36 protein-coding genes are annotated in these 26,131 nt (G+C 40.7%); 13 read left to right on the forward strand and 23 right to left on the reverse strand.

Translation table 11 applies throughout. The features are described 5' to 3' along the window. Positions 1–257 precede the first annotated feature (257 nt). Positions 258–884, reverse strand: a complete 627-nt coding sequence (gene cdaS, locus NSQ11_RS09865) for a sporulation-specific diadenylate cyclase CdaS (protein WP_212357261.1) — start codon at positions 882–884, stop codon at positions 258–260. An 81-nt stretch (positions 885–965) separates the two neighbouring features. On the opposite strand from cdaS, the gene NSQ11_RS09870 reads away from it, so the two are divergent. Then, entirely contained in the window at positions 966–1,091 is a 126-nt protein-coding gene (locus tag NSQ11_RS09870) for a hypothetical protein (protein ID WP_003215647.1), read from the forward strand. 59 nt (positions 1,092–1,150) lie between these two features. Further along, positions 1,151–2,518, forward strand: a complete 1,368-nt coding sequence (locus tag NSQ11_RS09875; RefSeq protein ID WP_342501100.1) for an MATE family efflux transporter — start codon at positions 1,151–1,153, stop codon at positions 2,516–2,518. A gap of 21 nt (positions 2,519–2,539) precedes the next feature. Here NSQ11_RS09875 and bshB2 read toward each other — a convergent pair whose 3' ends face one another. The 4 genes from bshB2 to rarD form a co-directional block, all read right to left on the reverse strand. After that, positions 2,540–3,205 carry a bacillithiol biosynthesis deacetylase BshB2 gene (gene bshB2 / locus NSQ11_RS09880; RefSeq protein ID WP_007500738.1) on the reverse strand — a complete coding sequence of 222 codons (666 nt, stop codon included), beginning with the start codon at positions 3,203–3,205 and terminating at the stop codon, positions 2,540–2,542. A gap of 17 nt (positions 3,206–3,222) precedes the next feature. Beyond that, complete coding sequence (locus NSQ11_RS09885; RefSeq protein ID WP_024718572.1) at positions 3,223–3,573, reverse strand: YojF family protein; 351 nt, start codon at positions 3,571–3,573, stop codon at positions 3,223–3,225. Continuing rightward, positions 3,570–3,851 carry a hypothetical protein gene (locus NSQ11_RS09890; protein ID WP_048003185.1) on the reverse strand — a complete coding sequence of 94 codons (282 nt, stop codon included), beginning with the start codon at positions 3,849–3,851 and terminating at the stop codon, positions 3,570–3,572. The genes NSQ11_RS09885 and NSQ11_RS09890 overlap by 4 nt, the downstream gene beginning before the upstream one ends. Before the next feature lie 78 nt (positions 3,852–3,929). Beyond that, positions 3,930–4,841 carry an EamA family transporter RarD gene (rarD, locus tag NSQ11_RS09895; protein WP_039165518.1) on the reverse strand — a complete coding sequence of 304 codons (912 nt, stop codon included), beginning with the start codon at positions 4,839–4,841 and terminating at the stop codon, positions 3,930–3,932. A gap of 86 nt (positions 4,842–4,927) precedes the next feature. Between rarD and NSQ11_RS09900 the strand changes: the two genes are divergently transcribed. Next, entirely contained in the window at positions 4,928–5,401 is a 474-nt protein-coding gene (locus NSQ11_RS09900) for a spore gernimation protein GerT (RefSeq protein WP_046526872.1), read from the forward strand. Positions 5,402–5,441: 40 nt separating this feature from the next. Here the strand turns inward: NSQ11_RS09900 and NSQ11_RS09905 are convergent, their stop codons facing one another. After that, positions 5,442–5,660 carry a hypothetical protein gene (locus NSQ11_RS09905; RefSeq protein WP_003215921.1) on the reverse strand — a complete coding sequence of 73 codons (219 nt, stop codon included), beginning with the start codon at positions 5,658–5,660 and terminating at the stop codon, positions 5,442–5,444. A gap of 75 nt (positions 5,661–5,735) precedes the next feature. Beyond that, the gene (locus tag NSQ11_RS09910) at positions 5,736–6,068 is read right to left on the reverse strand and encodes a winged helix-turn-helix transcriptional regulator (RefSeq protein ID WP_008346466.1); all 333 of its coding nucleotides are present in this window, start codon (positions 6,066–6,068) and stop codon (positions 5,736–5,738) included. A gap of 141 nt (positions 6,069–6,209) precedes the next feature. On the opposite strand from NSQ11_RS09910, the gene NSQ11_RS09915 reads away from it, so the two are divergent. From NSQ11_RS09915 to NSQ11_RS09925, 3 genes are all read left to right on the forward strand, one after another. Continuing rightward, positions 6,210–6,827, forward strand: a complete 618-nt coding sequence (locus tag NSQ11_RS09915; RefSeq protein ID WP_035703274.1) for a nitroreductase family protein — start codon at positions 6,210–6,212, stop codon at positions 6,825–6,827. A 237-nt stretch (positions 6,828–7,064) separates the two neighbouring features. Continuing rightward, the gene (locus NSQ11_RS09920; protein ID WP_060832399.1) at positions 7,065–7,283 is read left to right on the forward strand and encodes a DUF3311 domain-containing protein; all 219 of its coding nucleotides are present in this window, start codon (positions 7,065–7,067) and stop codon (positions 7,281–7,283) included. Then, entirely contained in the window at positions 7,268–8,761 is a 1,494-nt protein-coding gene (locus tag NSQ11_RS09925; RefSeq protein WP_048003186.1) for a sodium:solute symporter, read from the forward strand. Before NSQ11_RS09920 ends, NSQ11_RS09925 begins: the two co-directional genes overlap by 16 nt. 245 nt (positions 8,762–9,006) lie before the next feature. Here NSQ11_RS09925 and NSQ11_RS09930 read toward each other — a convergent pair whose 3' ends face one another. Then, positions 9,007–10,392 (reverse strand): S41 family peptidase, encoded by a 1,386-nt coding sequence (locus tag NSQ11_RS09930; protein ID WP_008346456.1) that lies wholly within the window; start codon positions 10,390–10,392, stop codon positions 9,007–9,009. A 151-nt stretch (positions 10,393–10,543) separates the two neighbouring features. Between NSQ11_RS09930 and NSQ11_RS09935 the strand changes: the two genes are divergently transcribed. Then, the gene (locus tag NSQ11_RS09935) at positions 10,544–11,242 is read left to right on the forward strand and encodes a class I SAM-dependent methyltransferase (protein WP_342501101.1); all 699 of its coding nucleotides are present in this window, start codon (positions 10,544–10,546) and stop codon (positions 11,240–11,242) included. Positions 11,243–11,334: 92 nt separating this feature from the next. Then, complete coding sequence (locus tag NSQ11_RS09940) at positions 11,335–11,598, forward strand: hypothetical protein (protein ID WP_017359682.1); 264 nt, start codon at positions 11,335–11,337, stop codon at positions 11,596–11,598. Positions 11,599–11,647: 49 nt separating this feature from the next. On the opposite strand, the gene NSQ11_RS09945 is transcribed toward NSQ11_RS09940, so the two are convergent. The 5 genes from NSQ11_RS09945 to NSQ11_RS09965 form a co-directional block, all read right to left on the reverse strand. Beyond that, complete coding sequence (locus tag NSQ11_RS09945) at positions 11,648–12,478, reverse strand: M15 family metallopeptidase (protein WP_017367458.1); 831 nt, start codon at positions 12,476–12,478, stop codon at positions 11,648–11,650. Between the two features lie 68 nt (positions 12,479–12,546). After that, complete coding sequence (gene deoD / locus NSQ11_RS09950; RefSeq protein WP_007500754.1) at positions 12,547–13,242, reverse strand: purine-nucleoside phosphorylase; 696 nt, start codon at positions 13,240–13,242, stop codon at positions 12,547–12,549. Between the two features lie 110 nt (positions 13,243–13,352). Next, the gene (locus NSQ11_RS09955; RefSeq protein ID WP_007500756.1) at positions 13,353–13,670 is read right to left on the reverse strand and encodes a hypothetical protein; all 318 of its coding nucleotides are present in this window, start codon (positions 13,668–13,670) and stop codon (positions 13,353–13,355) included. 54 nt (positions 13,671–13,724) lie between these two features. Next, on the reverse strand, positions 13,725–14,333 hold the full coding sequence (locus NSQ11_RS09960) for a phosphatase PAP2 family protein (RefSeq protein ID WP_060832401.1): 609 nt from the start codon (positions 14,331–14,333) through the stop codon (positions 13,725–13,727). A 51-nt stretch (positions 14,334–14,384) separates the two neighbouring features. Beyond that, on the reverse strand, positions 14,385–14,555 hold the full coding sequence (locus tag NSQ11_RS09965) for a YozD family protein (protein WP_017359685.1): 171 nt from the start codon (positions 14,553–14,555) through the stop codon (positions 14,385–14,387). A gap of 119 nt (positions 14,556–14,674) precedes the next feature. Between NSQ11_RS09965 and NSQ11_RS09970 the strand changes: the two genes are divergently transcribed. Next, entirely contained in the window at positions 14,675–14,809 is a 135-nt protein-coding gene (locus tag NSQ11_RS09970; protein WP_017359686.1) for a hypothetical protein, read from the forward strand. On the opposite strand, the gene NSQ11_RS09975 is transcribed toward NSQ11_RS09970, so the two are convergent. The 7 genes from NSQ11_RS09975 to cgeC form a co-directional block, all read right to left on the reverse strand. Continuing rightward, positions 14,806–15,486, reverse strand: coding sequence for a hypothetical protein (locus NSQ11_RS09975; protein ID WP_008346441.1), 681 nt, complete (start codon positions 15,484–15,486; stop codon positions 14,806–14,808). The genes NSQ11_RS09970 and NSQ11_RS09975 overlap by 4 nt on opposite strands. Before the next feature lie 147 nt (positions 15,487–15,633). Next, positions 15,634–15,858: a YozE family protein gene (locus NSQ11_RS09980; protein ID WP_003215834.1), complete on the reverse strand. Its 225-nt coding sequence runs from the start codon at positions 15,856–15,858 to the stop codon at positions 15,634–15,636. A gap of 79 nt (positions 15,859–15,937) precedes the next feature. Further along, the gene (locus NSQ11_RS09985; protein WP_025207505.1) at positions 15,938–16,219 is read right to left on the reverse strand and encodes a YokU family protein; all 282 of its coding nucleotides are present in this window, start codon (positions 16,217–16,219) and stop codon (positions 15,938–15,940) included. Between the two features lie 2 nt (positions 16,220–16,221). Continuing rightward, positions 16,222–17,622, reverse strand: a complete 1,401-nt coding sequence (gene ablA, locus NSQ11_RS09990; RefSeq protein ID WP_081114315.1) for a lysine 2,3-aminomutase — start codon at positions 17,620–17,622, stop codon at positions 16,222–16,224. Between the two features lie 116 nt (positions 17,623–17,738). After that, positions 17,739–19,115 carry a sigma 54-interacting transcriptional regulator gene (locus NSQ11_RS09995; RefSeq protein WP_116307019.1) on the reverse strand — a complete coding sequence of 459 codons (1,377 nt, stop codon included), beginning with the start codon at positions 19,113–19,115 and terminating at the stop codon, positions 17,739–17,741. A 155-nt stretch (positions 19,116–19,270) separates the two neighbouring features. Beyond that, positions 19,271–20,566, reverse strand: coding sequence for a glycosyltransferase family A protein (locus NSQ11_RS10000; RefSeq protein ID WP_035391731.1), 1,296 nt, complete (start codon positions 20,564–20,566; stop codon positions 19,271–19,273). 18 nt (positions 20,567–20,584) lie between these two features. Next, positions 20,585–20,905, reverse strand: a complete 321-nt coding sequence (gene cgeC, locus NSQ11_RS10005; protein WP_007500768.1) for a spore maturation protein CgeC — start codon at positions 20,903–20,905, stop codon at positions 20,585–20,587. 207 nt (positions 20,906–21,112) lie between these two features. Here cgeC and NSQ11_RS10010 point away from each other — a divergent pair, with 207 nt between their 5' ends. Then, on the forward strand, positions 21,113–21,514 hold the full coding sequence (locus NSQ11_RS10010) for a hypothetical protein (RefSeq protein ID WP_007500770.1): 402 nt from the start codon (positions 21,113–21,115) through the stop codon (positions 21,512–21,514). Between the two features lie 183 nt (positions 21,515–21,697). After that, on the forward strand, positions 21,698–22,492 hold the full coding sequence (locus tag NSQ11_RS10015; protein ID WP_342492982.1) for a DUF3880 domain-containing protein: 795 nt from the start codon (positions 21,698–21,700) through the stop codon (positions 22,490–22,492). 28 nt (positions 22,493–22,520) lie between these two features. Here the strand turns inward: NSQ11_RS10015 and NSQ11_RS10020 are convergent, their stop codons facing one another. Further along, positions 22,521–23,243 (reverse strand): N-acylneuraminate cytidylyltransferase, encoded by a 723-nt coding sequence (locus NSQ11_RS10020; RefSeq protein ID WP_017367462.1) that lies wholly within the window; start codon positions 23,241–23,243, stop codon positions 22,521–22,523. Positions 23,244–23,496: 253 nt separating this feature from the next. Here NSQ11_RS10020 and NSQ11_RS10025 point away from each other — a divergent pair, with 253 nt between their 5' ends. Next, entirely contained in the window at positions 23,497–24,525 is a 1,029-nt protein-coding gene (locus NSQ11_RS10025) for an SDR family NAD(P)-dependent oxidoreductase (RefSeq protein ID WP_017359692.1), read from the forward strand. 52 nt (positions 24,526–24,577) lie between these two features. Here the strand turns inward: NSQ11_RS10025 and msrB are convergent, their stop codons facing one another. Beyond that, positions 24,578–25,009: a peptide-methionine (R)-S-oxide reductase MsrB gene (gene msrB / locus NSQ11_RS10030; RefSeq protein WP_282900319.1), complete on the reverse strand. Its 432-nt coding sequence runs from the start codon at positions 25,007–25,009 to the stop codon at positions 24,578–24,580. Then, positions 25,009–25,542, reverse strand: coding sequence for a peptide-methionine (S)-S-oxide reductase MsrA (msrA, locus tag NSQ11_RS10035; protein WP_065460583.1), 534 nt, complete (start codon positions 25,540–25,542; stop codon positions 25,009–25,011). The genes msrB and msrA overlap by 1 nt, the downstream gene beginning before the upstream one ends. Before the next feature lie 138 nt (positions 25,543–25,680). On the opposite strand from msrA, the gene NSQ11_RS10040 reads away from it, so the two are divergent. Continuing rightward, a complete protein-coding gene (locus NSQ11_RS10040) occupies positions 25,681–26,112 on the forward strand; it encodes a MarR family transcriptional regulator (RefSeq protein ID WP_007500780.1) in 432 nt (143 codons plus the stop codon). Positions 26,113–26,131: the final 19 nt, after the last annotated feature.

Raw genomic sequence — 26,131 nt, forward strand, 5'->3', positions numbered from 1 at the left:
AGGTTTTAGAGCAGCAAACTCAAAATGCTAAAACAAAGCCATATCGTTTCTATCGGCTGTTTGCTGTATTTATAAACAATTTTTAAGGAATTTTTAAGTTGACGTTTAGAAATTTGTCAAAACAAGCACGTTGCTAGTTTCATAGTTCTATTCTACATGACAAATTTTTCTGTATCAAATGACTTTTTACTTAATTGCCTGTTTTTTCTCCTCAATAAAAAAAGCACCCTTCCCAATGAAGAATGCTGTGTTCATGTTTACTTTCTGATTTCTTGGTCTTTTACAGTTAACGGATAGAGGACGCCTTCTTTCGCAAACGACATTTTCCCTGTTTCTTCTGATACAACAAGAACAAGGGCATCAGTCATGCCAGAAAGTCCAATGGCTGCCCGGTGTCTTGTGCCTAGAGAAGGGCTGACTTTTTTTGAGGTGAGCGGTAGGACGTTTGCAGCGGAAACAAGCGTGTTTTCTTTTACTAAAAGGGCGCCATCATGAAGTGGGTTTCCAGGATAGAAAATGCTTTCTATTAATGATGCGCTAATTTTCGCATGGAGGTTTGTCCCTTTTTGTATATAATCCTCTACCTCATCTCTCCTTTGAATCACAATCAGTGCGCCATGCTTTTGTTTTGATAAGTTCTCAATGGCTAAAGAAAATTGAGCAAAACCTGGTGTGTATTCTTCCATATATGCTTGTAAATAAAACGAGGAAGCCTCTGCATGCATTTCATTAAACTGATCATGTAATGATTCGAGTTCACAAAGAAGACATTGTTCCGTCTGGTCAAGCGATTCGACGATTTTCCTTGCATCCATCATAATTTGCGTTAAATGAGATTTCATTTCTAACTTAAACATCGCTTCTTCATTTGTGCGATTGATCATCTCACCATGTCCCTCCTTCTTTCGCTTGTGTCATAAAATAACAAATTGTGCACATTCTATTTGTATGGAGGTGAATTCAATATGACCATTCAAAAAGTGATTCAATATGCTTGCAGCATTTTAGGTGTTGTCAGTCTTTCTTTTATTTATGCCCAAATGTTCAAAAAAACGAAGCCCTCAAAGAAAAATAATCCGACGGAGAATTGATTTTTTTACATAGCGTGATATAATTCCTCTCGTTATTTCTGTTCAGAGAGGAACTTATGATGAGAGAAACGAATAGTATTCGAGCAAAGTTGGCACAATTTTTAACCATATTGATTCCGATTTTAATTACACAAGCAGGTCTTTCGCTCATCACATTTTTAGACACGGTGATGTCTGGAAAAGTGAGTGCAGAAGACCTAGCAGGTGTAGCGATCGGTTCGAGCATTTGGACACCTGTTTATACTGGTCTCGCTGGCATTTTAATGGCTGTTACCCCTATTGTGGCTCAGCTGATGGGCGGCGGCCGCAGGGAAGATGTTCCTCGTGCGGTCTTCCAGGCCATTTATTTATCTTTTCTTTTAAGTATCGTGGTGATTGTCATTGGATCGATGTGTGTTCCTTTTATTTTAGGGCGACTTGGGCTTGAACCATCCGTAGAAACCATTGCCCGTCATTTTCTCAGCTTCCTTGCTATTGGAATCATCCCGCTTTTTGGTTATTCAGTCATGAGATCGTTCATTGATGCATTAGGAAAAACACGTGTGACGATGTTCATTACGTTAACCGCACTTCCTATTAATTTTGTTTTAAATTATCTCTTTATTTTTGGAAACTTTGGGTTTCCAAAGCTTGGCGGTGCAGGGGCTGGTCTTGCATCTGCGCTGACGTATTGGGCGATTTTCATCATGAGTATTTGTATTGTCATCAAAGCCGAACCGTTTGCATCCTTTCGGTTGTTTCAGACATTACCTCGTTTTAACGTCTCCCGAATGGGTCAAATACTGAAAATCGGTATCCCTATTGGGTTTGCGATCTTTTTTGAAACAAGTATTTTTGCAGCTGTCACGCTCTTAATGGGTCACTTTGATACCGTGACAATCGCCAGTCACCAAGCAGCAATGAACTTTGCTTCTATTTTATATATCCTGCCGCTTAGTATCTCAATGGCTTTAACGATTGTTGTAGGTTTTGAAGCCGGTGCCATGCGGTATAAAGACGCAAAAAGCTACAGCTATATTGGCATTGCAACAGCTGTTTTGTTCTCATTATGTACCGCAGCACTCATCTTGTTATTTAGACCTGAGATCGCTGGTTTATATACAACTGAATCAGCTGTTTTACAAATGACACAGCACTTTTTGATGTATGCGATCTTTTTCCAGCTGTCAGATGCGATCGCTGCACCCATTCAGGGGGCTCTGCGCGGCTATAAAGATGTGAATTACACACTGATTGCTGCGTTTGTCTCTTACTGGGTCATCGGCCTTCCAGCTGGCTACTTGATTGGCACGTATACCTCATTTGGAGCGTTTGGTTATTGGGTTGGGCTGATTACTGGGCTTGCCGCAGGTGCCATCGTCCTATTTGTTCGTCTTAGGTTGATTGAAAGACGTATGCATTCTCATACAACAGGAAAAGGCAGCTGACTGAAGTCAGCTGCCTTTCATTTAGTCATTCCATTGATACGTCCAGAAAATTTCTTCATCAAACCATTTTTGAACGACTGGTTCTTTGTTTTTCAGCTTTTGTTCAAGCTCTCTTAGCATGCCTTCTGTTTGTGTTCTATGCGCTCTTAGTGCATTTAATTTGATATCGGCTACATCCGTAATATCAATCACAATATCGGCATTTCCTAGCACTTCTTCTCGATTTTTCGTAATGGCCATGCAGTATGTGACGGGACGGTCTTCTTTTTTCTTGCGGTATAGAGCACGAATGACCGCTTCACCTGTCGCATCATGATCAGGGTGTACGCCATGACCTGGATAAAACGTGACAATAAGAGTTGGTTTCACTTCATCAATTATGCGTTCCATCACATCCGCTAAATACTCATCATCTTCAAATTCCAACGTTTTATCCCGAAGACCAAGCATTCGCAAGTCTGTGACATCCATTTCTTTACATGCATTGATTAATTCCTGTTTTCTTAATTCAGGAAGTGTCTCACGGTTAGCATAAGTTGGACTTCCCATATTTCTTCCCATTTCTCCAAGTGTCCCGCATGCATACGTCACTGGAATTCCACGTTTTCTGCTTTGCGCGATGAGCCCTGCGACCCCGAAGGATTCATCGTCGGGGTGAGGCAGCATCACAAGTACATGTTCGTTCATCACTGTTCCCCTCTCTCCTACACCTGAAATGGTGTTTCACTAATTTGTAATGAGATCGCTAGTTTTCCGTCTGGCAGGTGTCCTGCTAACAGCAGGCGGCCTTTTTCATCAAACACGTAATCGGTTAAACCTTCTGCGTAAATCCAGCCATCTTCTGTTTTCATTCCGACACGGTATGGACCTTGTCCTTTTATTTTTGCCTGTGAATAGACAACTTTTGCGTTGCGGATATACGCCACGACCGTCATATTTTGCTCATTCACATGAGCTGAATAAGAACCAGTTGTCGTTTCAAGATGAACGAAGACTGGCCGATTTAAAAACGATTCAAGATGTGCTGTGACATCTTCCGTTTGAATTGGTTTCATGAGTGGTTCCTTCCTTCATTTTGAATTAGTTCTCGCAGCTTTTTCGTATGTAAGCTGATCAGCTGTAGTTGATGACCCTGCTCAATAGCACTTTCTAAAATTCTTTCCACAGCGAGTACATACTTTTGATGTAATGACTTTCTTGCGCGAGGATGGGTGCGTACATCAAGCAAATCATCTCGTATCGCCTCGTGTAATGAAGTCATATCCACTACATCAAGCTGCCGATTTTTCCATAAAGATTGATAAGCGTGTCCAAGCTCATCGGCTGATGACATGTGATCACCTCTACAGTTTTGGTAACAACTTATTATGACATGATCCGCCTGCAAAAAAAAGCAAACTGCTTCGTCTCTTTAATGAGAATTCGCTGTTTTTTTCATTCGCAGTTGAGAGGTTGTAAATAGTAAAATCGCCACCCAAATACAGAGGAATGTCACGATTTTTGCTGCAGATAAGTGTTCGTGATACACAAACAGCCCCAAAAAGAGTGTAATGGTCGGTGCAATATACTGCAAAATACCAACTTGGTATAAAGGAATTCTTTTGGCCCCTTCAGAAAATAAAAGAAGCGGTACAGCTGTAAAGACACCTGCAAAAAATAATAGCCCAAGAGAGCCGAAGCTGCTCGGATTCATCGTGACAACAGGTTCTTTTAAGAAGAAGAATAAGTAAACAAGCGCAGCTGGTGCAAGAAGCAGTGTTTCAATGGTTAATCCAATGGCACTCGTAAAACTCATTCTTTTTTTAATCAGTCCATAAAACCCAAAACTAAAAGCCAATACGAAAGCCACGACAGGAAATGAGCCGTACTGAACAGTTGAGATGATGACACCAGCTGCAGCAATGAGAATGGCGGTGGTTTGCATTTTATTCAGTCGTTCTTTTAAGAAAATGATGCCTAGTAAAACTGATACAAGCGGATTAATATAATACCCTAAACTCGCTTCCAGCATCAGATCGTGATTTACAGCCCAAATGTATACATACCAGTTGACCGAAATTAAAATAGCCGATAAAAGTAATGAAAAAAGTGCTTTTCCATCTATCATCAGACCTTTCACAGTCTGCATCGCTGGACGGACTTGCTTTAAATATAAAAGAATACCGCACATAAAAATAAAGGACCATACGATTCTGTGCGCTAAAATTTCGCCTGACGAAATATGCTCCATCAGTTTCCAATATAATGGGAACAACCCCCATAATGTAAAAGATGCAGCCGTATATAAGACACCTTTTGATTGTTGTTCGTTCAATCTAACCATTCCTTTCTAAACCTATCGTATATTATAGCACGCACATCACATTATGGGCATATACTAATTCAGGGCATTTAGAAAGGATGATTTGCATGTTTGACTGGAACCGATTATTCCCTTTTCAAAAGCAATTTTCAAAAGAAGCGTTAAAAAATTCAGACCCTAAAGACGTTGAGCAATATGTCAATCAAGTCATGGAAAGTGTTTTCGGCTCCAATTATTCTGCTCAATTCCCCTTTCAGGATCCGCTGTCTCAGAAGCAGAAAGCAAGAGAGACAGACGATAAAAAAAAGAAAGAGCCGAATGTTGAAGTATTTGAGACGACAGATCACGTGTTTGTCAAAATAGAGCTCGATCGTCCGAACACTGAAAAAGTAAAAATCAAACATACAGCCAATCTGCTGTTTATTGATCATTTTCCTGAAGAGAATAAACAAAAGAAGGTTGTCCTGCCTGCTGCTGTGAAAAGAAAAGGAACGAAGGCTTCGTATCAAGATGGTATTTTAGAAATTATGTTTTTAAAGCATGATGATCCAGGCATCTCTGAAATTGATATTCCATTATAAAAAGCCTGCTTTGAAATGGAAGCAGGCTTACTCTTTTTTCTTAATAATATGGTGGATATCCGCCGCCATAAGGTGGTGGAACAGGCGGTGGTGGTGGCGGGTAATATGGACGAGGATAATTAAAAATCGCACTTCCTAGAAATCCGCCAAGCAGTCCGCCGACTAAAGGAGCGCCAAAACCAAAAAACAAAGGGACTCTAGATTCATATGGCGGAATGCCAGGGGCACCGCCTCGAAAATACGGAGTATGAGGGTACATGCTTTTCTCCTCCTTTGTCATGTGCCTAACATCAGCATATTCATTAGGAGACAAAACGTTTGGGCAAACCTAAAACTAGGCTTGCTCCTTTTTTACATGAGATCCAGCATACTCCCCTGCCCAGCGCGATACTTCTCCGAACACACCATGTAATGCACTTCCTTTTTCGGTTAGACAATAGATGACTTTGACTGGCGTTTCAGGAAGTACAGTGCGCTTTATGATTCCTTCTTGCTCAAGCTCTTTTAAGCGTTCTGCGAGCATTTTTTGACTGATGGATGGAATAATGTCCGTCAGGTCTTTAAACCGCTTCGGACCATCAAGCAATACATGAATGATGAGACCATTCCATCTTTTGCCAAGAAGCAAAAAAGCTTGCTGAATGTTTGGACATAATTGAAATTCCATATATTTCAGCCTTTCTTTTCATAATCGTTTGACAAACTAACGGTGTACAATTTAAAATATATCTCTAGTTACAATAAGTAAGTTTCTCACTTTTTTATTTATTGTACCATACTATTTGCAAAAACGGGAGGAAATATCCATATGGCGAGCGATCAAAAAACGATTGACATTTTAAAAGAAAGAGCTTCAGTAAAAGAGTATGATACAACTCATGAAATGACAAAAGAAGAGTTAACAGAGCTTCTTGATATCACAACAAAAGCACCATCTGCTTGGAACCTTCAGCATTGGCATTTCACTGTTTTCCATAGTGCTGAATCAAAAGCAAAACTTCTTCCAATTGCTTATAATCAAAAACAAGTCTCACAAGCATCAGCTGTGATTGCAGTGCTTGGTGACCTTGAAGCCAATCTAAATGGTGAAAAAATCTACAGTGAGCTAGCAGAACAAGGTTTCATCACAGAAGATATTAAAGAAACACTGATGACACAAATCAATGGTGCTTACCAAAGCGAGCAATATGCACGTGAAGCTGCGTATTCTAACGCTTCGTTAGCTGCTATGCAATTAATGATTGCGGCGAAAGCAATGGGATATGATACATGTGCAATGGGCGGTTTCAGCAAAGAAGCGTACGTGAAAGAATTCAATGTGAGCGGTCGATACGAACCAGTGATGTTGATTTCTGTCGGCAAAGCAGCAAAAGAAGCTCATAAAAGCAATCGTTTTGACATCGAAGAAGTATCTGATTTCCTATAAAAAACGGCACAGTCTCAGCTTCATGCTGGGGCTTTTTTATTTGCTCTAAATATTATCTTTCCATACTTATTTTCAAGTCTTCCTTTCTCTCTATTCACTATTTACCTCTTTTTAAAAATGAAAGCGTTATATTAGTATGATATTCATAAAAATGATTGTTTTTTCTGAAAATGGTCTTGTGATCTAATCTGACAACTGCTATTATTATGAAATTACAAAATATTAGAGGAGGAAAACATGAACAAAAAACTGATACTGACACTACTCATCGCGATTCCATTCATTGGGCAGCTTGCACTGCTCCCCTTTGTGAATCGTATTCATCCATTTGTCATCGGGCTGCCTTTTTTCCACTTCTGGCTCTTACTATGGATTGTACTCACACCCGTTTACACATTTATCATTTACAGGATGCAACATTCAAATGGAGGAACTGACGAATGCAAGGAAACTTAACAGCTTTATTGATTACTGCAAGTATTATTTTCATCGTCGTGGTCATCGGTTTTGCCGCTGGTCGTGATAAATCATCAAGACAATCAGTAGAAGAATGGTCTGTTGGCGGGAGAAAATTTGGCGGGCTTCTCGTCTGGTTCCTTGTTGGCGCAGACTTATATACTGCTTATACCTTTTTAGGGCTCACAAGTACAGCTTATACAGCGGGAAGTGTTGCTTTTTTCGCTATCCCCTATTCAGTTCTTGCTTATTTTATTGCGTATTTCTTCTTACCAAAACTTTGGACGGTTGCAAAAAATCACAAGCTGACAACACTTGCTGATTATGCACGTGAGCGATTTGACAGTAAACTGTTATCCAGTTTGATTGCCATTGTCGGTGTACTCATGCTCATTCCATACATTTGTCTTCAGCTCAGCGGGATTCAAGATACGTTAACTGTCGCTGGAACGGGTTATATTAATGTGAATGCAGTTGTTATGATTTCATTTATTTTAGTTGCACTTTATACATTTTTCAGTGGTATTAAAGGTCCTACATATACAGCTATTATTAAAGATATTCTTGTTTGGGTGATCATGCTCTTTATGGTGGTTTCCCTCCCGATTATTCATTTTAACGGCTGGACGCCGATGATGAATACGTTAGCTAAGGAGGCCCCACAGCTTCTGACGATACCTGAAGGAGGCCCTAAAGGCATTTTGTGGTTTATTACCGCATCAGGTGTTTCTGCACTCGCATTATTTATGTGGGCTCATGCAGCAACTGGTGTTTTCACAGCCAAAAGCGCAGATGCCATCCGTAAAAACAGTATGTTTTTACCTCTTTACAACATTGTATTGATTTTGGTCATCTTCCTTGGCTTCATTGCCTTTTTAGTCTTACCGGAAGATACAAATCCAAGATTTGCTCTTCTTCATTTAATTCAGACGTCATATGGCGGCGTGATGCAGGGGCTTGCGTATTCAACGATTGCACTTGCTTCTCTCATTCCATGCTCGATCATGGCCATTGGGGCGTCGAATTTATTTGCCAATAATTTGTACCGTGATTTAATCCATCCAAATGTGTCACCTAAACGTTTAACGATCATTACACGTTCGATGGTATTTATCGTGATCGGGCTTGCTCTTTTATTCGGTATGTTGTTCCCGACTGCGCTTGTCACGCTTCAGCTGATCGGTGTTTCTGGAATGGTTCAAATTTTCCCAGCCATCGCCATCAGCTTATTCTGGAAAAAACAATCGAGAGAAGCAACGATCGCAGGGCTCATCGTAGGAATTATCGTTACCTTTACAGCGAATATGACACAAATGACATTCGGCCTTTATGAAGGCTTTCTCGGCTTACTAGCAAACGTTGTGGTCATCTTGATATTGAATCCATTCTTCCAGAAGAATGTCGCATCTAATTCTGTGACAAGTGATTTGTTTGAAAAGAATGGGAAAACAACGGAACCTGTGGCTAACAAAGCGTAACACAAGAAAAAAGCAGTCCCCTGATAAGGACTGCTTCAGCGTGTAGACAAACCCTCGCATTCTTTGTCAGTCCTGCGTGCTGGTGCTCACGAATGTCAAATTCGCTCCGCTCCAGTACTCGTCCTTCCTAGACTTCAAAGGTTTTCTATCACGCTGAGCTGAAAAGAAGACAAAGGGCTAAAATAAAGTTCATTTTAGCCCTTTGTCAACAATTTGAAGCAGTCCCCTGATGAGGACTGCTTTTTCTATTTCATTTCTTTTTTCAACACTTCAATGGCTTTTTTCATTTGCGTGTCATTTTTCTTGAGCTTATCTTGGATGTTTGTCATCAGTACCGTCGTTGTGTCCCCTGTCAGAATACCATCAGCCTTTAGATCGTGATCTGATTGGAAACTTTTCACGATCGACTGGAATGCTTGATCATATTCTCCATTGGCTTTTGCTTTGTAGCCAAGCGCTTGGAACATTTTTTGAGCCGCTTTGACTTCATCTCCATCATCATTCAGTTGATACGTCTTTTTCGGACTTAAGTATGGCAGCTTCGCATAACTCGGCAGAGATGCTTTCACCTGTGGCTCAATTCCTTTTTTGTGAATCCAAGACCCGTCTGGTGTCAGCCACTTGGCAATGGTTAATTTCACACTAGAGCCATCATTGTAGCTTTGCGCATTTTGAACAGTCCCTTTACCAAATGTCTTTTCTCCAACCAGTTGAATGCTAGAGGATTGGTGCAGAGCTGCCGCCATGATTTCAGCAGCACTCGCTGAACCGCCGTTTACAAGAACAACTGTCGGCTGATGAACTTTGCGTTCTTTTTCCGCTTTGTACACTTGTTTCTTTCCTTTTTCCTCAACCTGCATAATGACTTTTCCTTTATCGATAAAGTCATTGCTCATTTCAATTGCTTCTGTCATAATGCCGCCTGGATTATCTCTCAGATCAATGACAAAACCTTTTGCCCCTTTTTTCTCGAGGTCATCAATCGCTTTATCTAACTCTTTAGACGTGGTTTCAGCAAAAGAAGTGATTTGGATTTCACCTATTTTATCTTTTGTTAGTTTTGCATACACCGTTTCAAGTGGAATCGTATCTCTTGTGATCGTCACATCCACATTTCCAACACCTTGTCGGTTCAAATGCAGTTTGACATCCGTTCCTTTTTTCCCTCTGATAAGAGAAACGGCTTTATTCACTGACATGCCTTTTGTACTTTTACTATCCACTTTTAAAATACGATCATGAGGTTTCAAACCAGCTTTTTCAGCAGGAGAGCCTTTAATCGGTGCGACAATTAAAATTTGTCCATCCTTCTCTTCTACTTGTGCACCAATTCCTTCAAATGAAGATGAAATGGTGTTGTTAAACCCTTCGGCTTCCTCCTGATCCATATATGTAGAGTATGGATCATCAAGTGATGCAATCATTCCTTGAATCGCACCGTCTACTAGTTTTTGATCATCCGTTTTTTCGTAATACTCGTTTTTTACCTTCGTATATGCAGCCATGAGTTTACTAAACTTCTCATCTCCTGAAACGCTGACAGCACCTTGTTTTGTGATCACAAATGTAATCGCTGAGGAAAGCGCTGCTGTTACCAGAATGGCTATCACGAACTTGAATTGTTTTTTCAAAAAAACACCACCTTTATCTCCTTTCATTATTATCAAGGACGATTCTTCATCCGTCAACCAAAGGATCAAACTTCTATTTGAAAAGATAAGCCATTTCGCCTTGCAATGCATAATCTTTAGAGAGAAACATGATAAAGAAAGAAGGGATTCCATGAGTGACTATGTAGAAATGCTTGCCTATTTTGGTGTATCAGGTGCCCATCCTGGTGGAATTGAGCTAACAAAAACGATGATTGAGCATCTTCACTTGGCGTCTGACGATCGTATACTGGATGTCGGATGCGGCACAGGACAAACAGCCGCCTATCTAGGACATTTAGGTTATGAAGTAGAGGCGATTGATACACACCCTTTGATGATTGAAAAAGCCAATCTGCGATTCGAGCGGGAACAACTACCTTTCCGTGCACAGCAAGCATCGATCGAACACCTGCCATTTGCGGATGACTCGTTCTCTCTACTGATCAGTGAATCTGTTTTAAGTTTCACCCATTTACCTGCTGCGCTTGCTGAGGTCAAACGGGTGCTTGCTCCTGGAAAACAATTGATCGCAAATGAGGCTGTGTTAAAAGTGCCGCTTCCCTCAAAAGAACAGGCAACCTTTCGGGAGTTTTATGGGTTTCACTCCCTCTTTTCATTTTCTGAATGGAAAAGGCAGTTAGCGTCCGCAGGATTCCGTGACATTCAGATTCTCTCATTCGATGAGCACATGGTGCAGGAAGAGCCGACCGAAATGGAATTATCAGATCAAATACCACCTTCTCTTTATGATACATTACAGACACACTATGACCTGATTCAAACACACCGAGAACACCTGAGTCACCTTGTATTTGAATGTACAGTATAAAATGAGCGAATCTCCTATATGTTTTGTCCAAACTCTATGAAGTCTTTCGCATAGGATAAGAGTGAAAAGAGTTTGTCATAAGGAGGAAAAACATGGAGCGCTACTATAAACTTTGTCAGCAGCATATGGGGAAAGTAGCTAGAATTACTGATCGAAATGGCAGAGTACATGTTGGACGTATTGAGCGGGTGTCAAACCGCAAAGTTTATATCCGACCAGTCGGCGGGTCCCGCAGGGGCTTAGGCTTTGGCTATTACGGAGGTTATTACGGAGGCTATTATGGCTGGGGTCCAGCTTATGGCATCGGTCTCGGTTTTATTACCGGCTTCGCATTAGCAGGTTTGCTCTTTTTTTAAAACGGCGTATAAAAGAAGGCCTCCCAGCTTCGGGAGGCCTTTTATTTGTTTATATTTTCTTCACTTTGTTCATATACTCTTCGAATGTTAAATCATGATCGTGCATCGCTTTTGCAGCTTCTTTCCCTACATAGCGCAAGTGCCACGGCTCATATTCATATTTCGTGATGTCTTCTTTCCCTTTTGGATAACGGATGATAAAGCCATATTTATAAGCGTTTTTGGCTACCCATTTACCATCAGGTGTTTCACCAAATTTTTCAGAGATTTCAAAGCCGGCACTTTTTGAGGAAATATCCATAGCTAAACCTGTTTGATGTTCACTTTCGCCTGGTAAGGCTACGGCTTCTTGGGCTTTTTCTTTCCCTTTTAGTTTCACTTCACTATCAAAAATGACTTTTTGACGATCATAGGAACGATAGCCCGATACTGCAGCAAGCTCAAAGTTTTCCTTTTTAGCACCTTTGAATAACTTCGCAAGTGCCTCCGCTGCTTCTTTTCGAATATATCGTTTTTCAATATCCTCTGAAAAAGAGAATTCCACTTTTGGTACAACGAGATCAGAAGGTTTATAGGTTCCTGGCAGTGCATATTCTTTGTTCACTAAAGCAAGCACATTTTCAGGGTTTTGAATGGTCTTCAGTCCGCTCACTACCTTGATGTCATTGAAATATTCACTCTTTAACGTCAGCTCTTGATTAGATGAATCTGCCGTATCGTTTGAGTTTTGCTGGGGTGATGAACTTGCTGCGTTCTTTTGTTCGTTTGTTTTGTTAGATTCAGTGGTACCGCTTTTCTGATCCAGCAACTGGCAGCCTGATAATGCGGCCGTCAAACCAAGAATCGATGCGATTGAGAGTATTTTATAGCTTTTCTTCATGACATACCTTCCTTTTGCTCTACTAAAAAAATAAAGATGCGCTACATCGTAGCACACCCTTTATACTATTATAAAACAGAATCTAGTGCAATTAAGATCATTTCGTCAAATGTCGTTTGACGCTCTTCAGCAGTTGTTTCTTCTCCTGTTAGCACATGATCGCTCACTGTCAGAATCGACAACGCTTTTCTGCCAAATTTTGCAGCAAGCGTATAAAGAGCCGTTGTCTCCATTTCGATCGCTAGAATTCCATATTGGTCCATCAGCTCAAGTGGTTTTTCATTATAAAACTGGTCTGCTGTAAATACATTCCCAACACGCACAGCTACATTTTTCGCTTCTGCTGTGTCGTAGGCTTTTTTCAGTAAACCAAAATCAGCACATGGTGCGTAATCAATCGGTCCAAATGCCACACGGTTCATTTGAGAATCTGTTGATGATGTTTGAGCTAAGATGACGTCACGTACATTGACATCTTTTTTGATCGCTCCGCAAGAACCAACACGGATTAAGTTTTGAACATCATAGCTTTGGATCAGCTCATTCACATAGATCGAAATAGACGGTACGCCCATTCCAGTACCTTGTACAGAAATGCGTTTTCCTTTATATGTTCCAGTATAACCATACATGCCGCGCACTTCGTTATAGCACACAACATCTTCTAAATATGTATCTGCAATATATTTCGCACGAAGCGGATCGCCTGGAAGCAATACCGTTTCTGCAATTTGTCCTTTTTCTGCTCCAATATGTACACTCATTTTTTAGCCTCCACTTACGTTTAACATGTGTTTAGTCCCATTTATTATAAACGATTGAGATCAAAAAAGAAAATACCAGCTGAAAGTAAAGCTGGCATCGTCGTTTATATTTAACTCATCGTCATTAGGCGTTCACTGCGTTTCCATCCTGCCGGAAAGAGTTGGTAGTAGCACTTCCCTTTTTTCTGGTCATCAATCACAACGATATCCCCTGTTGTGATAAACCGTGCATTGTAATCATTAGGGACTGTATCTTGTACATTAAATGTCGAGAATGCTTTTTCTAGTACATCAAGGTGTGTCCTGCCGCCAATCTTTGTCCGGTACACAGGCTGATGTCCGCTTTCTGCACCATATTCAGGTGTTTGATAAATGGTTAAGTGATAAGCTGAAGGTTTCTTTTGAAAAAATCTCAACGTCAATTGCATTCAAATCCCTCCCCTTTTATATAAAATTGGCTGGGATCTATGAATTTCCTTCTTCTATTTTTGTCGAATGACGGTCAATTTTTCGTCAATCTTTTTACATATGAGAAATAAAGCTAGTCCTATCGCAAAGCCCCCTGCTACATCAGTGACATAATGAACACCGATATACATCCTGCTGATGCCGATCATCAGCACATAGCACCCTGTCACCATGTAGACTGCTTTTTGTCTCTTTTTCAGCCACGGAACCATTTCAATGAATAGATAGGCGATAAATGGATAGATCGTTGCTGCATTCATAGAATGTCCGCTCGGAAAGCTGTAATAGGTCTCATTCACTAGATGATCAAAGGCTGGACGCTCTCTAGCAAACAGTCCTTTCAGTTCATGATTGACCGTTTTTTCTGCTATATATAGTAGAAAAAGCAGCATAATAGAGTGGTAGCGTTTATACATAAACAGCACCACGCTAAAGATGAGCATGATTGGGACAAGCAGCGCACTGATACCAAAGTCAGTCAAAGTCAGCATGACATCATTTAAAAAAGGAAGTCTGATGTTTTCAAACGATAAGATGATCTGGTTGTCCAACTCCTGGAACATGCCAGACACCATAAGCGCTGCGATGGCGCCAAACAAAAGGAAAAAAATGATGACATACACGCGAACCAATTCCCCTCCCTTTCTACTCAGAATCTCTTCAAAGTATAGTGCCTACCACGCCTCTTCTTCAACTATCATTGCTTTCCTCAGCATATATTCAAATGTAATATCGGCAAGCTCAAACGTTTCCAGTTCAGATGGTATGTACCCTCTTTTGACCAGCTCCGTGTAGAAGAATTCTGCAATTTCCTCTGTATCAATCACCAAATCTGCTTCTTTCATTGCTTTCCGCCTCCTTTTTTATGATGTATGAACGTCGCCTTATTTTTATTACAGTTTGTCATAATGGCTCATTCCATACATATAAATGCAGTAAACGAAAAGAAAAGGGGCATGAGGCAATGAAATGGTTAAGCATTTTAGATGGACATACTTTTGATCAGGTGATGGGCCGTATCTTGAGGGGATGGTTTTATGTGATTGCTTTTTTCTGTGTTCCTTACTTTTTATTCGTGTTAGGACAAGTCTTCTTTTAACCAAAATGCTCGTTTAAACTTTCCAAAATAAAGTCCATCATATCCTTATATTCTGGGTCTTTGAAAAATTCATAGAGAATTTTATAATCATTGTAAATATCAAGAAGCTCATCCACTATAGATACAGCGAGAAATTCTAGTGATGCTTCGCTTTCTTGTTTCTCTTCTAACTGTAATAGAGCGGTTTGCACCATATCTTCCTCTATTTCTTTTGAGGTTTCTCCAACGTAATGCACAAAAAGAAGCTGATGAACAAACTGATCCATCTCATATTTTCTTAGGACAAGCGTCAAGTCTTCTTCTTCTGTTTCCAGCCATTCTCCGTCTTTTAACCTTGTCAGTTCATAAATGACATCTTCCCAGCCATCTTCAAGGTAGCGCCATATCTCAGTCCGATGGCCAATGATTTTAAATAGCTCTTTCCCGTAATCCTTTACATATACAACATCGCCAATGAGGAACTCATATTCAATGTCCAGCTTTTCTGTATCTACAATCACCCCGTCGTACTCATCGTAAAGCTGGAGTGATGTTTCAAAATAAAGCACCTCATTATGATTGACCTCATATAGATAATGTTGGTCAATTTGATGGACTTTTGTTATCGTTCCAACTGTGCCGTACATGACAACGACGACAATATCCCCTACTTTATATTTTGGTGCTTTCGCCTTCATTCTGTCTCCCCCTTGCCCGACTTTTGGTCTTAACGTATCGTATGCCGGCGCAAGGAATTCTGCATGGGCAACCACACCATGCAAAACGCCATTTTATTTCTTCATGAAAAAACCGCTTCTTCCATACGGAACAAGCGGTTGTGTGTGTTATTTTTTTTTGACTTCTACTTCGTATTGCTCAAAAGCCTCATCAAATGTCGTCATGGAGCTTAAATAGTCCCCATTTAACTCTAAATAGGCACATAGCTCATGATAATCAGTGGATGCTTTAGGAAAGCTGTGATCTTCATAAGCAGCATTTGCAAAATGACTGATTTCATCCTTCGGTTTTGGATGTCTGTACTTCATTAAATAATGGTAAAACGACTTCACCTGTTTTTCCCTCCGCGACACTCTATTTTGTTGTTATATTATACAGGAATTTGATGACTTGTATAGGCGGAGGTACAACTTATGAAGAAAAATCAAAGTAATTACGCTTTAATAACCGCTCCATGCTCATTAATTCTGCATATGAGATTTTTTCTGGAAGTTTTGTTTGATCGACTAAAATTAATTGATCTTCTATCTCTTTTACTGTCTCATCCTTCTGATACGTCATCCCGCAATGCGTGCAAGAAATCGAAGGCGTTTCCAAAATCTCAATCGATTGTGTGCCCGTGATGAGTTCCCAATAGACTGTGGTCTGTCCTGCGTTCGCTTTCTTCTCCTCACACCAATCACATGTCAGCAACGTTATTTCTCCTCCTTTACGGTTTGTTCTTTTTTGAGCTGGGCTTGATATTTCTTCTCTTTTAATTCATCTCGTTTTTCACGTTTGTTTTTGAGCGTATCATGTTCAGGATTCGTTTCATAAGACTCTCTTCGTTTCATTCGGCTTAAATTTTCAGGCGTAAAGGATCTTGCTTCATCCTCAAATAGAGCAGTTATGCCAATGGTGGGTTCTTTCTTTTCTTCATAGATTTCATTAAAATACGCATCTGCTTGGCCTGCGACGTAATGTTCTGGCTCCGGATAAGAGGTGATCACACCTTCAAAGTTACGCAGGACCACTTTCTCAGGGCTTTGAGATAATAAATAATTTGGCTGTAAGGTGATCTTACCTCCTCCGCCTGGTGCATCTACAACAAAGCTTGGCACGGCATAACCACTCGTATGTCCTCTTAAGCCTTCAATGATTTCAAGGCCTTTTGAAACCGGTGTTCTAAAGTGGCCGATCCCCTCAGATAAATCACATTGATAAATATAATAAGGTCTGACGCGAATCATGACGAGATCATGCATCAGCTTCTTCATAATTGGCACACTGTCGTTAATTCCTGCTAGGATCACCGCCTGATTGCCAACAGGCACGCCAGCATTGACAAGGCGCTCACACGCTTCTTTCGCTTCTTTTGTGATTTCAATGCTTGTATTAAAGTGAGTGTTCAGCCAAACTGGATGATATTTTTTCAAGATCTCACACAATTCATCTGTAATTCGCTGCGGAAACACGACCGGTGCACGTGTTCCAATTCGAATGATTTCAACGTGAGGAATGTCTCGTAAGTTTTTCAAAATGTATTCAAGCACTTGATCATTAATTAACAGCCCGTCACCGCCTGAAATTAACACATCCCGCACTTCAGGGGTTTCTCTAATATATCCAATGGCGGCATCTAATTGCTTTTTCGGCACGCCCATCCCGATCTGACCGGAAAAGCGCCTTCTCGTACAATAGCGGCAGTACATGGAGCACTGATTTGTGACAAGAAACAGCACACGATCTGGGTAGCGGTGCGTTAAACCTGGAACAGGTGAATCCTCATCTTCATGGAGCGGATCTTCGAGGTCATATTTTGTTTTATGAAGCTCCTCTGCAATTGGTACAGACTGCATACGAATTGGGCATCTTGGATCGTCTGGATTCATCAGTGAGGCATAGTAGGGTGTTATGTTGAGTGGAATGGTTTTCGTGGAAATCTTCACCCCTTCTTTTTCCTCTTCTGTTAAGTTCACGACTTTTTCTAAATCTTCTAGCGTTTTGACCGTATGCGTCAGCTGCCAAATCCAGTCGTTCCACTTTTCCTCGGGTACGTCCTTCCAAAGTTCAATGTCCTTCCAATGTCGCGCAGGTTGATACAGTTTTTGATTCATATCCATTCCCCCTATCAGCATTCACTTTATACTATGCAAGTTATGTGCCAACATGGGAAAATGCCCCTATTCTTTACAAAAGGAGCTTTTCCGTCACATTCACCTGTTTGAAGTGCCTACTTTTCGGCATCTGTATATTTTTTTAGTTTATACTGCAATGTTTGTCGAGGAATTTTTAAAGCGGCTGCCGTTTGCTTAATATTCCCTGCGTGCTGTCTTAAAGCTTCTTGAATCAGCGTTTGTTCAAATGACGTCACTTGACTTTTTAATGAGGACTCTGGCGGATGACTTTCTATCTGATGCGTCCGCAAATGGGCAGGGAGATATGCTGGGGTGATTTCTTCTGCTTCCTTTGGCATCATCAAGACGGCATGCTCGATCGTATGTTTTAATTCTCTGACATTCCCTGGCCACTGATGGGCCATAAATACTTGGACAGTTTCTTCAGAAAGGCGGTTGCCGTTTTTAGAAAATTGCTGATGATACATTTGAATAAAGTGGCGGGATAACAGCTGGATATCATGCTTCCTTGTGCGAAGCGGCGGGATATGAAATGATGACACATGCAGTCTATAAAATAAGTCTTCTCTTAACATCTGTTTTTTAACGGCTTCAAATGGGTCGATATTGAGGGCAGTAATCACTCTGACATTTACTTGAACCGCCTTTGCATCACCTATCCGGCGGACAACACCATCCTCTAACACACGCAGTAATTTTGTTTGAAGCGTAAGAGGCATCGCTTGCAGCTCATCAAGAAAAAGCGTACCGCCATCTGCTAATTCAAACAGCCCCTTGCGATCTATTGCGCCCGTATAACTTCCTTTGACAGACCCGAATAAAAGACTTTCAAGCAGCGATTCTGGAAGAGCAGCGCAGTTTTGCGGGATAAAGACTTGATCTTTCCGATCAGATGCATGAACAATCGCTTGTACGAGTACCTCTTTTCCTGTCCCAGTTTCCCCGAAGACCATAACCGATGAAGGATATGCAGCAGCTTTTTTCGCTTTCTCCAGCACCTCTTTTAAGTGTGGATCATTTGTTAAAAATGAAGAAAAATCGAGCATTTGAGTGGTCTCCGCGGCACCATCCGTTCGTTTTTTTTGATCTAAACGATTCGAAAGCGCTGACAGCTTCGACACATCCTTCGCTACTTCTACCGCCCCAATTAACTTGCTGCCTTCTATAATAGGCAGTGTAGTGTTGACGGTCTCAATTTTTTCTCCATTTTTGTTCAAATAGGTTTGCAACGAATGATAAATGGGTTTTCCTGTTCTAAGTACATGCATGAGTGTACTTGTCTTTTCAGTTAATGAAGGATACACGTCCAGTATGTACTTGCCAATCACCTCTTCTTTCGCTAAACAGTCGAACTTCGCTGCATTATGATTATAAAAGATGGTAACCCCTTGATCGTCTACAACGTGAATCGCTTCATCGATGGCTTCTAAAATTAATTCAAACCAATCCGCTCTTTCGACAACCTTCCCCACTATTTCCCCCTCACTTTCTATGCCGAAAATCCGGCACGTATTGCCCAATTTTCAGCGGCTTGATGATGTTCAACGTGTTCCCCTATCCTTTTCACGTTTCGCTTTTTCCTGTCGATCTCCTGCTTTTTTCATCTATTCTAAAAAAAGCACCCCTCTTAGGAGGAGTGCTTTCGTCCTGACATCTGATAAAGAGACAAGTCAAATTCCTGAAGTGACTCCATATACAGCGGCACAATTGGCTTTCCTTCTTGAAAAAATGCAAATTGAGAAGGTTGTAGTTTGATTGGCTGATGGTAAAACGCAAATATTTTCACTACCTCAGGGACAATTCGGCAAAAGGTATCATGCACAAATAAATAGACATCTTGTTTCCATTTAAACAGCCGTCTATTTGGCGGGCTGAATATAGGAGATACTTGAATGATCTTGCCATCCTTAAACGTCTCTAGCTGCTGTTTTGTGACCGTGTATATCTCCTTTTGATGAAACTGAAAATATTGCACATCACGTCTTGAAGCAAACCTTCTTTTTGTCTGATGTTCAATATAATAAAATGTTCTTCCGTTATCTGCAGTGACGACTGTATAATTCGGAACTGTCAGCGGCTCGTTCATTTCATATTTCATCGTACATAAAGAAGGAACACGAATCGCACGCCTGTTCTTTTCATTCACCCAGCGCCTGTCAATTTGATGAAGACATCCGTGAGCGATTTGATAATAATCGCCATCTCTTTCAATCACAGTTCCGTCAATTAAATCGTAGGGCATACTCGAAAACATATGATGGAATGATTGTGGCGTTTTATATGTGGTATCAAGTACTTCTTGTAATGGAAAGAACGCAGCAAAATGATTCAGTCTCATCCAAAACACAGAATCAGCATGATGCCAATGTTTTGGTTCGTCGGCCCAGTATTGTCCGTATTTTTCATGAATAAACGAAAGCAGCCGGCTTCTATGCATAACAGAGCAATGGTCGACTTGAAAGGATGCATGCTCCAACACTTGATCAGCTTCTCGAACGAAGCTCGCCGTTTCCACCAAATGCTGATTCACATGCACGACACGCTGCGAGGAATAGACGATATCTATATGAGGCTTCGATTGAAAAACCTCGACCATTTTCTCTAAACGATCTTTTCTGTAGACTGTATCATCAGTTACATAACAAACCAGCTCACCTGTTATATGTGTTAATGCTTCATTAATTAGCGTTGCATAACGTACAGTCTTCAGCCGGTTTGCAGGATGAATTTGATGAGAATACAATTGAATGCGCTTATCCACTAAATAAGGCTGCATCTTTTGGATCGTTTCTTGTTCAGAGCCATCATCCATGATCAAAAGCTCCCAATGCTGATACGTTTGTTCTACCACACTCTTTAGCACACGTTCAATGAAATCAGGTTTGTTGTAGCTTGTTAATATCACTGATACTTTCATGACCATTATCCTTTTTTAAATAGATTAAAAAGCCCCCCAGCTGACAATGTTCACATAAGGAACACTTACTCTTAGCTGATTTGTCGCATTTTTAAAGACTGCTACTGAGTCAAACAATTGTACGACAACCACGTTTTGCAGCACATCTCCATTGACTAAATGAACACGCGGCAGCGGAATGCCGAGCTCAAGCCACGGGCGCAGCAATTCTTTAATCTCTGACGCACTCCCTTCCTCACTTTCCTCTAAAAGATGAAGAAGAAGTATTATCAACACAACTTCAAGTATTCCTTCTGTTTCTAGTAATTCTTCGTTCCAGCCATTTAATAGTTGTTCAAATTCCATTCAGATTCCCTCTTTCTTCTCGTTTGATCTTTACTAGAGTATGAGGATCACTTCATTTAGCATCAGCATTTGAAAACATTTTTCAAAAATGTGTGAAGTCATTAAATGAAAAAAGAACAAGGAATGAGCATTCTGCTTATACCAAAAAAAGAGAACGGCATATACATAGTGGTGTGTTTGAATGGATGAAGAAAGGATGGGGAAAACATGAGCGAAAAGCGTGCCGAATTAAAAAAAGAGCTGTTAAAGCTGTTTTTCAAACCGCTTAGTCATGCGTTAACAGTTAATCTCGAAGAAGGAGGAGTTCAAGTGGAAGAAAAATTGAACGATTTATTTAGTGAGGTGGCTGCTGAAGCATCACCTTCAGATTCTGCTACAACACTCGACGTATCTCAACCAGCAAGATGGATTTTTGCAAGACTTGCACCTGGAACAGTCATTAGCATTGTCATGGACTCAGGTGACTTAATCGGACCCGTTCAATTCGTATCATTCGATGCTTCAACAGGTGTTGTTTTCGTCACACAAGAAAGCTCTGTGACACCTACGGGCTCTGCAACGACTCTATTAGATGTAGATAAAGTAGAAAGTGTTACGTTCACATCTTAATGTGAGAGGGCCATCATGAAGCTTCTTTATATCAGCTCTGGCTACGGTGGAATCTATCGGATGTTCGATCAATGGATAGAAGATAGCTTCATTGATTCCCCCTTTTCATGCGTCAAGGTGGAAAGGGAAACTCTACCCGCTCATATGCACAAAATCCGGACATTTTCTCCGGATTTTGTTTTCATGATGATCGGTGATCATATTCCAACAGAACTGCTTCATCAATTCAAACAAGAAAAGATCCCCGTTGTACTGTGGATGACAGAAGACCCTTTTTATATAGATGTGTCAGCTGCATGCGTAAGTGATGCACAGCTGATCTTAACGATTGACGAAGGTGCTTTGTCATTTTACAAACAAATGGGCGCTGATCACGCGCACTACTTTCCCATTCCAACCAATACACACGTATTTCAGAAAAAAGAATCACCACATGAGTCGTGCATTTATGACATTGCACTCATTGGCTACCCTTATCCAAACCGCATCAAAGCCATCGATACACTCTTACATCAAAACAAATGGCGCATTCTCGTAGCAGGAAAAGAGTGGCATCGCGTGTTGAATAAATCACGCAGACAATATCGTGATCTCTCACTGATGACCCACTGGCTGAGTCCCGAGCAGATGGCAGACATCTATCAAACATCAGCCATTGTTCTGAATCCGCACAGGCCCGCGCAATTTGCCTATAATCAAAACAAAGCCAATGTTCAAAATATGAGTCTTAACAACAGAGCATTTGATATCGCTGCAAGCGGAGGCTTTCAGTTGACAGATCTACAACCGTCACAGGCATTTTCAAGCTTCGCTTTTTACACACATGAAAACGATTTGATTGAGCAGGTCGAGCACTATGTAACAAACCCTCAGCAAAGACAATCGGTTGCAGAGAACAATTACGAGCAAGTCGTTCGCTGGAACACATTTGATACGCTGCCATACAGACTTTATGAAATAGTCAAAAGCGCCCTATGACCGGGCGCTTTTTCTAACTGCCATCATCTTATGCCGTTCCTTCTGCATCTTGTCGAGCCAATAAAATCTTCTCTGCCTTTTTCCGATCTTCCTCACTTTTCACAACAAGCGATTGCGCATGATCCATCATATATGCACCAACAGATCCTTCTAAAAAGGAATGAATGCATTCTTTTGCATATGGAACATGAAACGCATAGACAGCTCCATTTAAACGTCCATACGTATAAGGGTGCTCCTGAGTTGGTACAAAAAAATAATGATTGTCCTTATACAGGCTGGCTTCATTGGTGTCATGAAGTGTCCAAGTTTCATTTGGATTTTCTAACGCCTCTGTAAAAGAAGCCGCACAATCATATCCTCCCTCTACTAGAAGCTGCAAGCAGTTCTCAATATCTGCCGTCTGCCTTAGTGGTGATGCTGGATGCAAATACAAAACAATATCAAACGTCTTTCCCTCTCGTTCTAAATAAGCAAGTGCATGCTTCACAGCTACTAAAGAAGGTGTTTGTTCCGTCACATGTGTGCTTGGCAGTTCAATGACATTTGCTCCATAGTGGGACGAAATGATTTGAGTATTCACATCCTCTGAAGATACGATGACTTCATCTAATTCAATCATTTGTAATAATGGCTGAATGGTCCAATAGATTAGCGGCCGCTCCGCCAATACGCGAATGTGTTCAGCATGATGCCCCTGCTTGCTGCTAAAAGCTGGTATCATGGCTAAAATACGATTTCCCCTATACATGTATGATCTTCTCCCCTCGCGCAGCTCAGTATCAGTGAATATATTCTGAGAGCTGAACTGATCGCCGTACTGAAGTCTTCAGGTGCCTCGCTATTCTACTTAATCTTCTATCTCTACATATTCTATTAAGTCGTCAAGCAGATGGTTATAATTGGTTCACCTAATTTATGCATGAAGTGGTTCTTTTCCTCAAACGTCTTCCACTCTTTCACATATGATGCAAAGTAGAGAAATGAGAGTTGGGGGATTAGATATGTCCAAACAAATAGAAACGAGTTTGAAGACCTTTTTTCGTGACAAAATCATCTTGGTCACAGGCGGTACGGGTTCGATTGGCCGGCAGATTGTGAAAAAATTAACAGCCTGCTCTCCTAAAAAGGTCATTGTCTTCAGTAAAGATGACAGTAAACAATACATGATGAAAAATGAATATGCGGCGCATCCAGAGGTTGTATTTGCACTTGGAGATGTGAGGGATGCAAGCCGCGTCAGGCAGCTTGTCAAAGGAGTAGATATCATCTTCCATGCAGCGGCGCTCAAACAAGTACCCACCTGCGAAGATAATCCGTTTGAAGCTGTCCAAACCAACATCATCGGCGGACAGCATGTCATCGAAGCAGCACTTGAACATGAAGTCAGTCATGTTGTCAACATTTCAACCGACAAAGCGGTTTCTCCGACAAATGCCATGGGAGCTACAAAATTAATTTCAGAAAAATTGTTTTTTCAAGCGAATGAAAGTATTTCAAATCAGAAAACGAGGTTTTGCTCTGTCCGGTTTGGCAATGTACTTGGATCAAGGGGTTCCGTCATCCCCATCATGCTTCAACAGTTGTTAAATGAACAACCTCTAACTGTAACTGATCCTAAGATGACACGCTTTTTTATGTCTATCGAAGAAGCTGTATCCCTCACGCTTGAAGCAGCTATCATGATGAAAGGCGGCGAAACATTCATTCTCAAGATGGAGTCATTACAGCTGGCTGATCTATTGAAAGCATTTCATGAATATGCCGGTCAGATCAACGTTCCTTCTCCTGATATTCTCGTTGTCGGCAAAAGACCTGGAGAAAAACTTCACGAGGAACTCACATTCCCTCACGAGGCAGATGCACTGTTTGAACATGAACAATTTTATGCCATTTTACCAAGACCACATCTTCACCCTCATTTTCAAAAAGTCCATTTGACCCATTACACATCAAACGAAGCACCGCTCATTACAAAAGAGAAACTGTTTCACATCATTGAACAATTACATCATACCCACCATAAAAAATAAAAAAATCGTCACACGGAAGCAGCTGACTTCCATGTGACGATTTTTAAATCAATTATTGAAAGATGTGTTTCAAATGGCCATAGCCTTCTTTTTCAAGATCATCCTTCGGGATAAACTTTAAAGCGGCTGAATTAATACAATACCGAAGACCGTTTGGCCCTGGGCCGTCAGGGAATACATGACCAAGGTGAGAGTCGGCCGTCTTACTGCGAACTTCTGTCCGCACCATGCCATGGCTCGTATCTACTTTCTCTTCTACCTCTTGATCTTCAATCGGCTTTGTAAAACTTGGCCAGCCGCAATGGGCATCAAATTTATCTAAAGAAGAAAACAATGGTTTGCCTGAAATGATATCTACATAAATGCCCTCTTCCTTATGATTCCAAAATTCATTTTGAAATGGCGGCTCAGTTCCATTATTTTGCGTCACTTCGTACTGCATTCGGTTTAATTCTTTGATGCGCTGCTCTTTTTCGTTAGCCATTATTTATCACTCCAATGAGATTGAATAAAACCTGCTCTGCCCGAACCGACATGGTATCGTTCGTAGTGCATTTTGTTCTTTTTATAATAATGCTGATGATATTCCTCAGCAGGATAAAAAGGACCAGCCTCTAAAATTTCTGTCACGATTGGCTTTTGGAAAACTCCACTTTGGCTCAGCTGCTCTTTTGATGTTTCTGCAAGTTGCCTTTGTTTTTCATTGTGGACATAAATCCCTGTACGGTAGGACTCTCCTCTATCACCAAATTGTCCTCCATCATCTGTTGGGTCTATTTGCTGCCAATATAGTTCTAATAGCTTCTCATACGGAAAAATGTCTGGATCAAAGGTAATTTGAACGGCTTCTCTATGGCCTGTCGTATTTGTACATACTTCCTCATAGGTTGGATTCACTGTATGTCCGCCAGTATACCCTGATTCAACTTTGATAATGCCCGGCTGTTCATCAAAAGGTTTAACCATACACCAGAAACAGCCTCCAGCAAATGTGGCTAATTCTTGTTTTTCAGACATATTAGTGCCCCCTTCATTTAAAAAATGGTATCATCATATTATAACATGATAAAAAATAATGAAAATGATACGACTTGTATACCTAAAAACAAAAGAAAGCATTCTGTCGTATCTTAAAATATAATGGGGGTTTAATGATTGGAACAAAGAAAACAAATGATGTATGAAATGGATACTTTACTGAGAACCGTATTTAAGCAAATACGTTATGAAATTAACAGCCTGCTTGAAAACGAATTATCTCGGAATGAATTTCTCATTTTAAATCTGCTGCGTGAACAAGGCGCAAAAAAAGTAACGGAGTTCGCCTCAATTCTCGGTGTATCAGCAAGCCATATTACAGCTGTAACCGACACACTTGTAGAAAAAGGCTGGATCACTCGTATCCGTTCAAAAGAGGATCGACGCATCATCAAAATCCACTTAACCGATAAGGGTAAGGAAATTACTGAGCATTTTGAGAAAAAGAAAACAGAATACTTCATGGAACGATTTGAATCATTTGATGATGAAGAACTGAAAACGATGATCAAATTATTTAAAAAGCTGGATAAAAGTCAAAAAGATTAAGCATAGATTTTAGCGTGGA

The organism is Bacillus sp. FSL W7-1582, from assembly GCF_038593325.1.
GTDB lineage: Bacteria > Bacillota > Bacilli > Bacillales > Bacillaceae > Bacillus > Bacillus altitudinis.

What these genes read in the sequence shown, in the direction of transcription:
- cdaS (WP_212357261.1), bottom strand. Translation starts at nt 884, where the DNA reads ATGATCAATCGCACAAATGAAGAAGCGATGTTTAAGTTAGAAATGAAA.
- NSQ11_RS09870 (WP_003215647.1), top strand. Translation starts at nt 966, where the DNA reads ATGACCATTCAAAAAGTGATTCAATATGCTTGCAGCATTTTAGGTGTT.
- NSQ11_RS09875 (WP_342501100.1), top strand. Translation starts at nt 1,151, where the DNA reads ATGAGAGAAACGAATAGTATTCGAGCAAAGTTGGCACAATTTTTAACC.
- bshB2 (WP_007500738.1), bottom strand. Translation starts at nt 3,205, where the DNA reads ATGAACGAACATGTACTTGTGATGCTGCCTCACCCCGACGATGAATCC.
- NSQ11_RS09885 (WP_024718572.1), bottom strand. Translation starts at nt 3,573, where the DNA reads ATGAAACCAATTCAAACGGAAGATGTCACAGCACATCTTGAATCGTTT.
- NSQ11_RS09890 (WP_048003185.1), bottom strand. Translation starts at nt 3,851, where the DNA reads ATGTCATCAGCCGATGAGCTTGGACACGCTTATCAATCTTTATGGAAA.
- rarD (WP_039165518.1), bottom strand. Translation starts at nt 4,841, where the DNA reads ATGGTTAGATTGAACGAACAACAATCAAAAGGTGTCTTATATACGGCT.
- NSQ11_RS09900 (WP_046526872.1), top strand. Translation starts at nt 4,928, where the DNA reads ATGTTTGACTGGAACCGATTATTCCCTTTTCAAAAGCAATTTTCAAAA.
- NSQ11_RS09905 (WP_003215921.1), bottom strand. Translation starts at nt 5,660, where the DNA reads ATGTACCCTCATACTCCGTATTTTCGAGGCGGTGCCCCTGGCATTCCG.
- NSQ11_RS09910 (WP_008346466.1), bottom strand. Translation starts at nt 6,068, where the DNA reads ATGGAATTTCAATTATGTCCAAACATTCAGCAAGCTTTTTTGCTTCTT.
- NSQ11_RS09915 (WP_035703274.1), top strand. Translation starts at nt 6,210, where the DNA reads ATGGCGAGCGATCAAAAAACGATTGACATTTTAAAAGAAAGAGCTTCA.
- NSQ11_RS09920 (WP_060832399.1), top strand. Translation starts at nt 7,065, where the DNA reads ATGAACAAAAAACTGATACTGACACTACTCATCGCGATTCCATTCATT.
- NSQ11_RS09925 (WP_048003186.1), top strand. Translation starts at nt 7,268, where the DNA reads ATGCAAGGAAACTTAACAGCTTTATTGATTACTGCAAGTATTATTTTC.
- NSQ11_RS09935 (WP_342501101.1), top strand. Translation starts at nt 10,544, where the DNA reads ATGAGTGACTATGTAGAAATGCTTGCCTATTTTGGTGTATCAGGTGCC.
- NSQ11_RS09940 (WP_017359682.1), top strand. Translation starts at nt 11,335, where the DNA reads ATGGAGCGCTACTATAAACTTTGTCAGCAGCATATGGGGAAAGTAGCT.
- NSQ11_RS09945 (WP_017367458.1), bottom strand. Translation starts at nt 12,478, where the DNA reads ATGAAGAAAAGCTATAAAATACTCTCAATCGCATCGATTCTTGGTTTG.
- deoD (WP_007500754.1), bottom strand. Translation starts at nt 13,242, where the DNA reads ATGAGTGTACATATTGGAGCAGAAAAAGGACAAATTGCAGAAACGGTA.
- NSQ11_RS09955 (WP_007500756.1), bottom strand. Translation starts at nt 13,670, where the DNA reads ATGCAATTGACGTTGAGATTTTTTCAAAAGAAACCTTCAGCTTATCAC.
- NSQ11_RS09965 (WP_017359685.1), bottom strand. Translation starts at nt 14,555, where the DNA reads ATGAAAGAAGCAGATTTGGTGATTGATACAGAGGAAATTGCAGAATTC.
- NSQ11_RS09970 (WP_017359686.1), top strand. Translation starts at nt 14,675, where the DNA reads ATGAAATGGTTAAGCATTTTAGATGGACATACTTTTGATCAGGTGATG.
- NSQ11_RS09975 (WP_008346441.1), bottom strand. Translation starts at nt 15,486, where the DNA reads ATGAAGGCGAAAGCACCAAAATATAAAGTAGGGGATATTGTCGTCGTT.
- ablA (WP_081114315.1), bottom strand. Translation starts at nt 17,622, where the DNA reads ATGAATCAAAAACTGTATCAACCTGCGCGACATTGGAAGGACATTGAA.
- NSQ11_RS10000 (WP_035391731.1), bottom strand. Translation starts at nt 20,566, where the DNA reads ATGGTCATGAAAGTATCAGTGATATTAACAAGCTACAACAAACCTGAT.
- cgeC (WP_007500768.1), bottom strand. Translation starts at nt 20,905, where the DNA reads ATGGAATTTGAACAACTATTAAATGGCTGGAACGAAGAATTACTAGAA.
- NSQ11_RS10010 (WP_007500770.1), top strand. Translation starts at nt 21,113, where the DNA reads ATGAGCGAAAAGCGTGCCGAATTAAAAAAAGAGCTGTTAAAGCTGTTT.
- NSQ11_RS10015 (WP_342492982.1), top strand. Translation starts at nt 21,698, where the DNA reads ATGATGATCGGTGATCATATTCCAACAGAACTGCTTCATCAATTCAAA.
- NSQ11_RS10020 (WP_017367462.1), bottom strand. Translation starts at nt 23,243, where the DNA reads ATGTATAGGGGAAATCGTATTTTAGCCATGATACCAGCTTTTAGCAGC.
- NSQ11_RS10025 (WP_017359692.1), top strand. Translation starts at nt 23,497, where the DNA reads ATGTCCAAACAAATAGAAACGAGTTTGAAGACCTTTTTTCGTGACAAA.
- msrB (WP_282900319.1), bottom strand. Translation starts at nt 25,009, where the DNA reads ATGGCTAACGAAAAAGAGCAGCGCATCAAAGAATTAAACCGAATGCAG.
- msrA (WP_065460583.1), bottom strand. Translation starts at nt 25,542, where the DNA reads ATGTCTGAAAAACAAGAATTAGCCACATTTGCTGGAGGCTGTTTCTGG.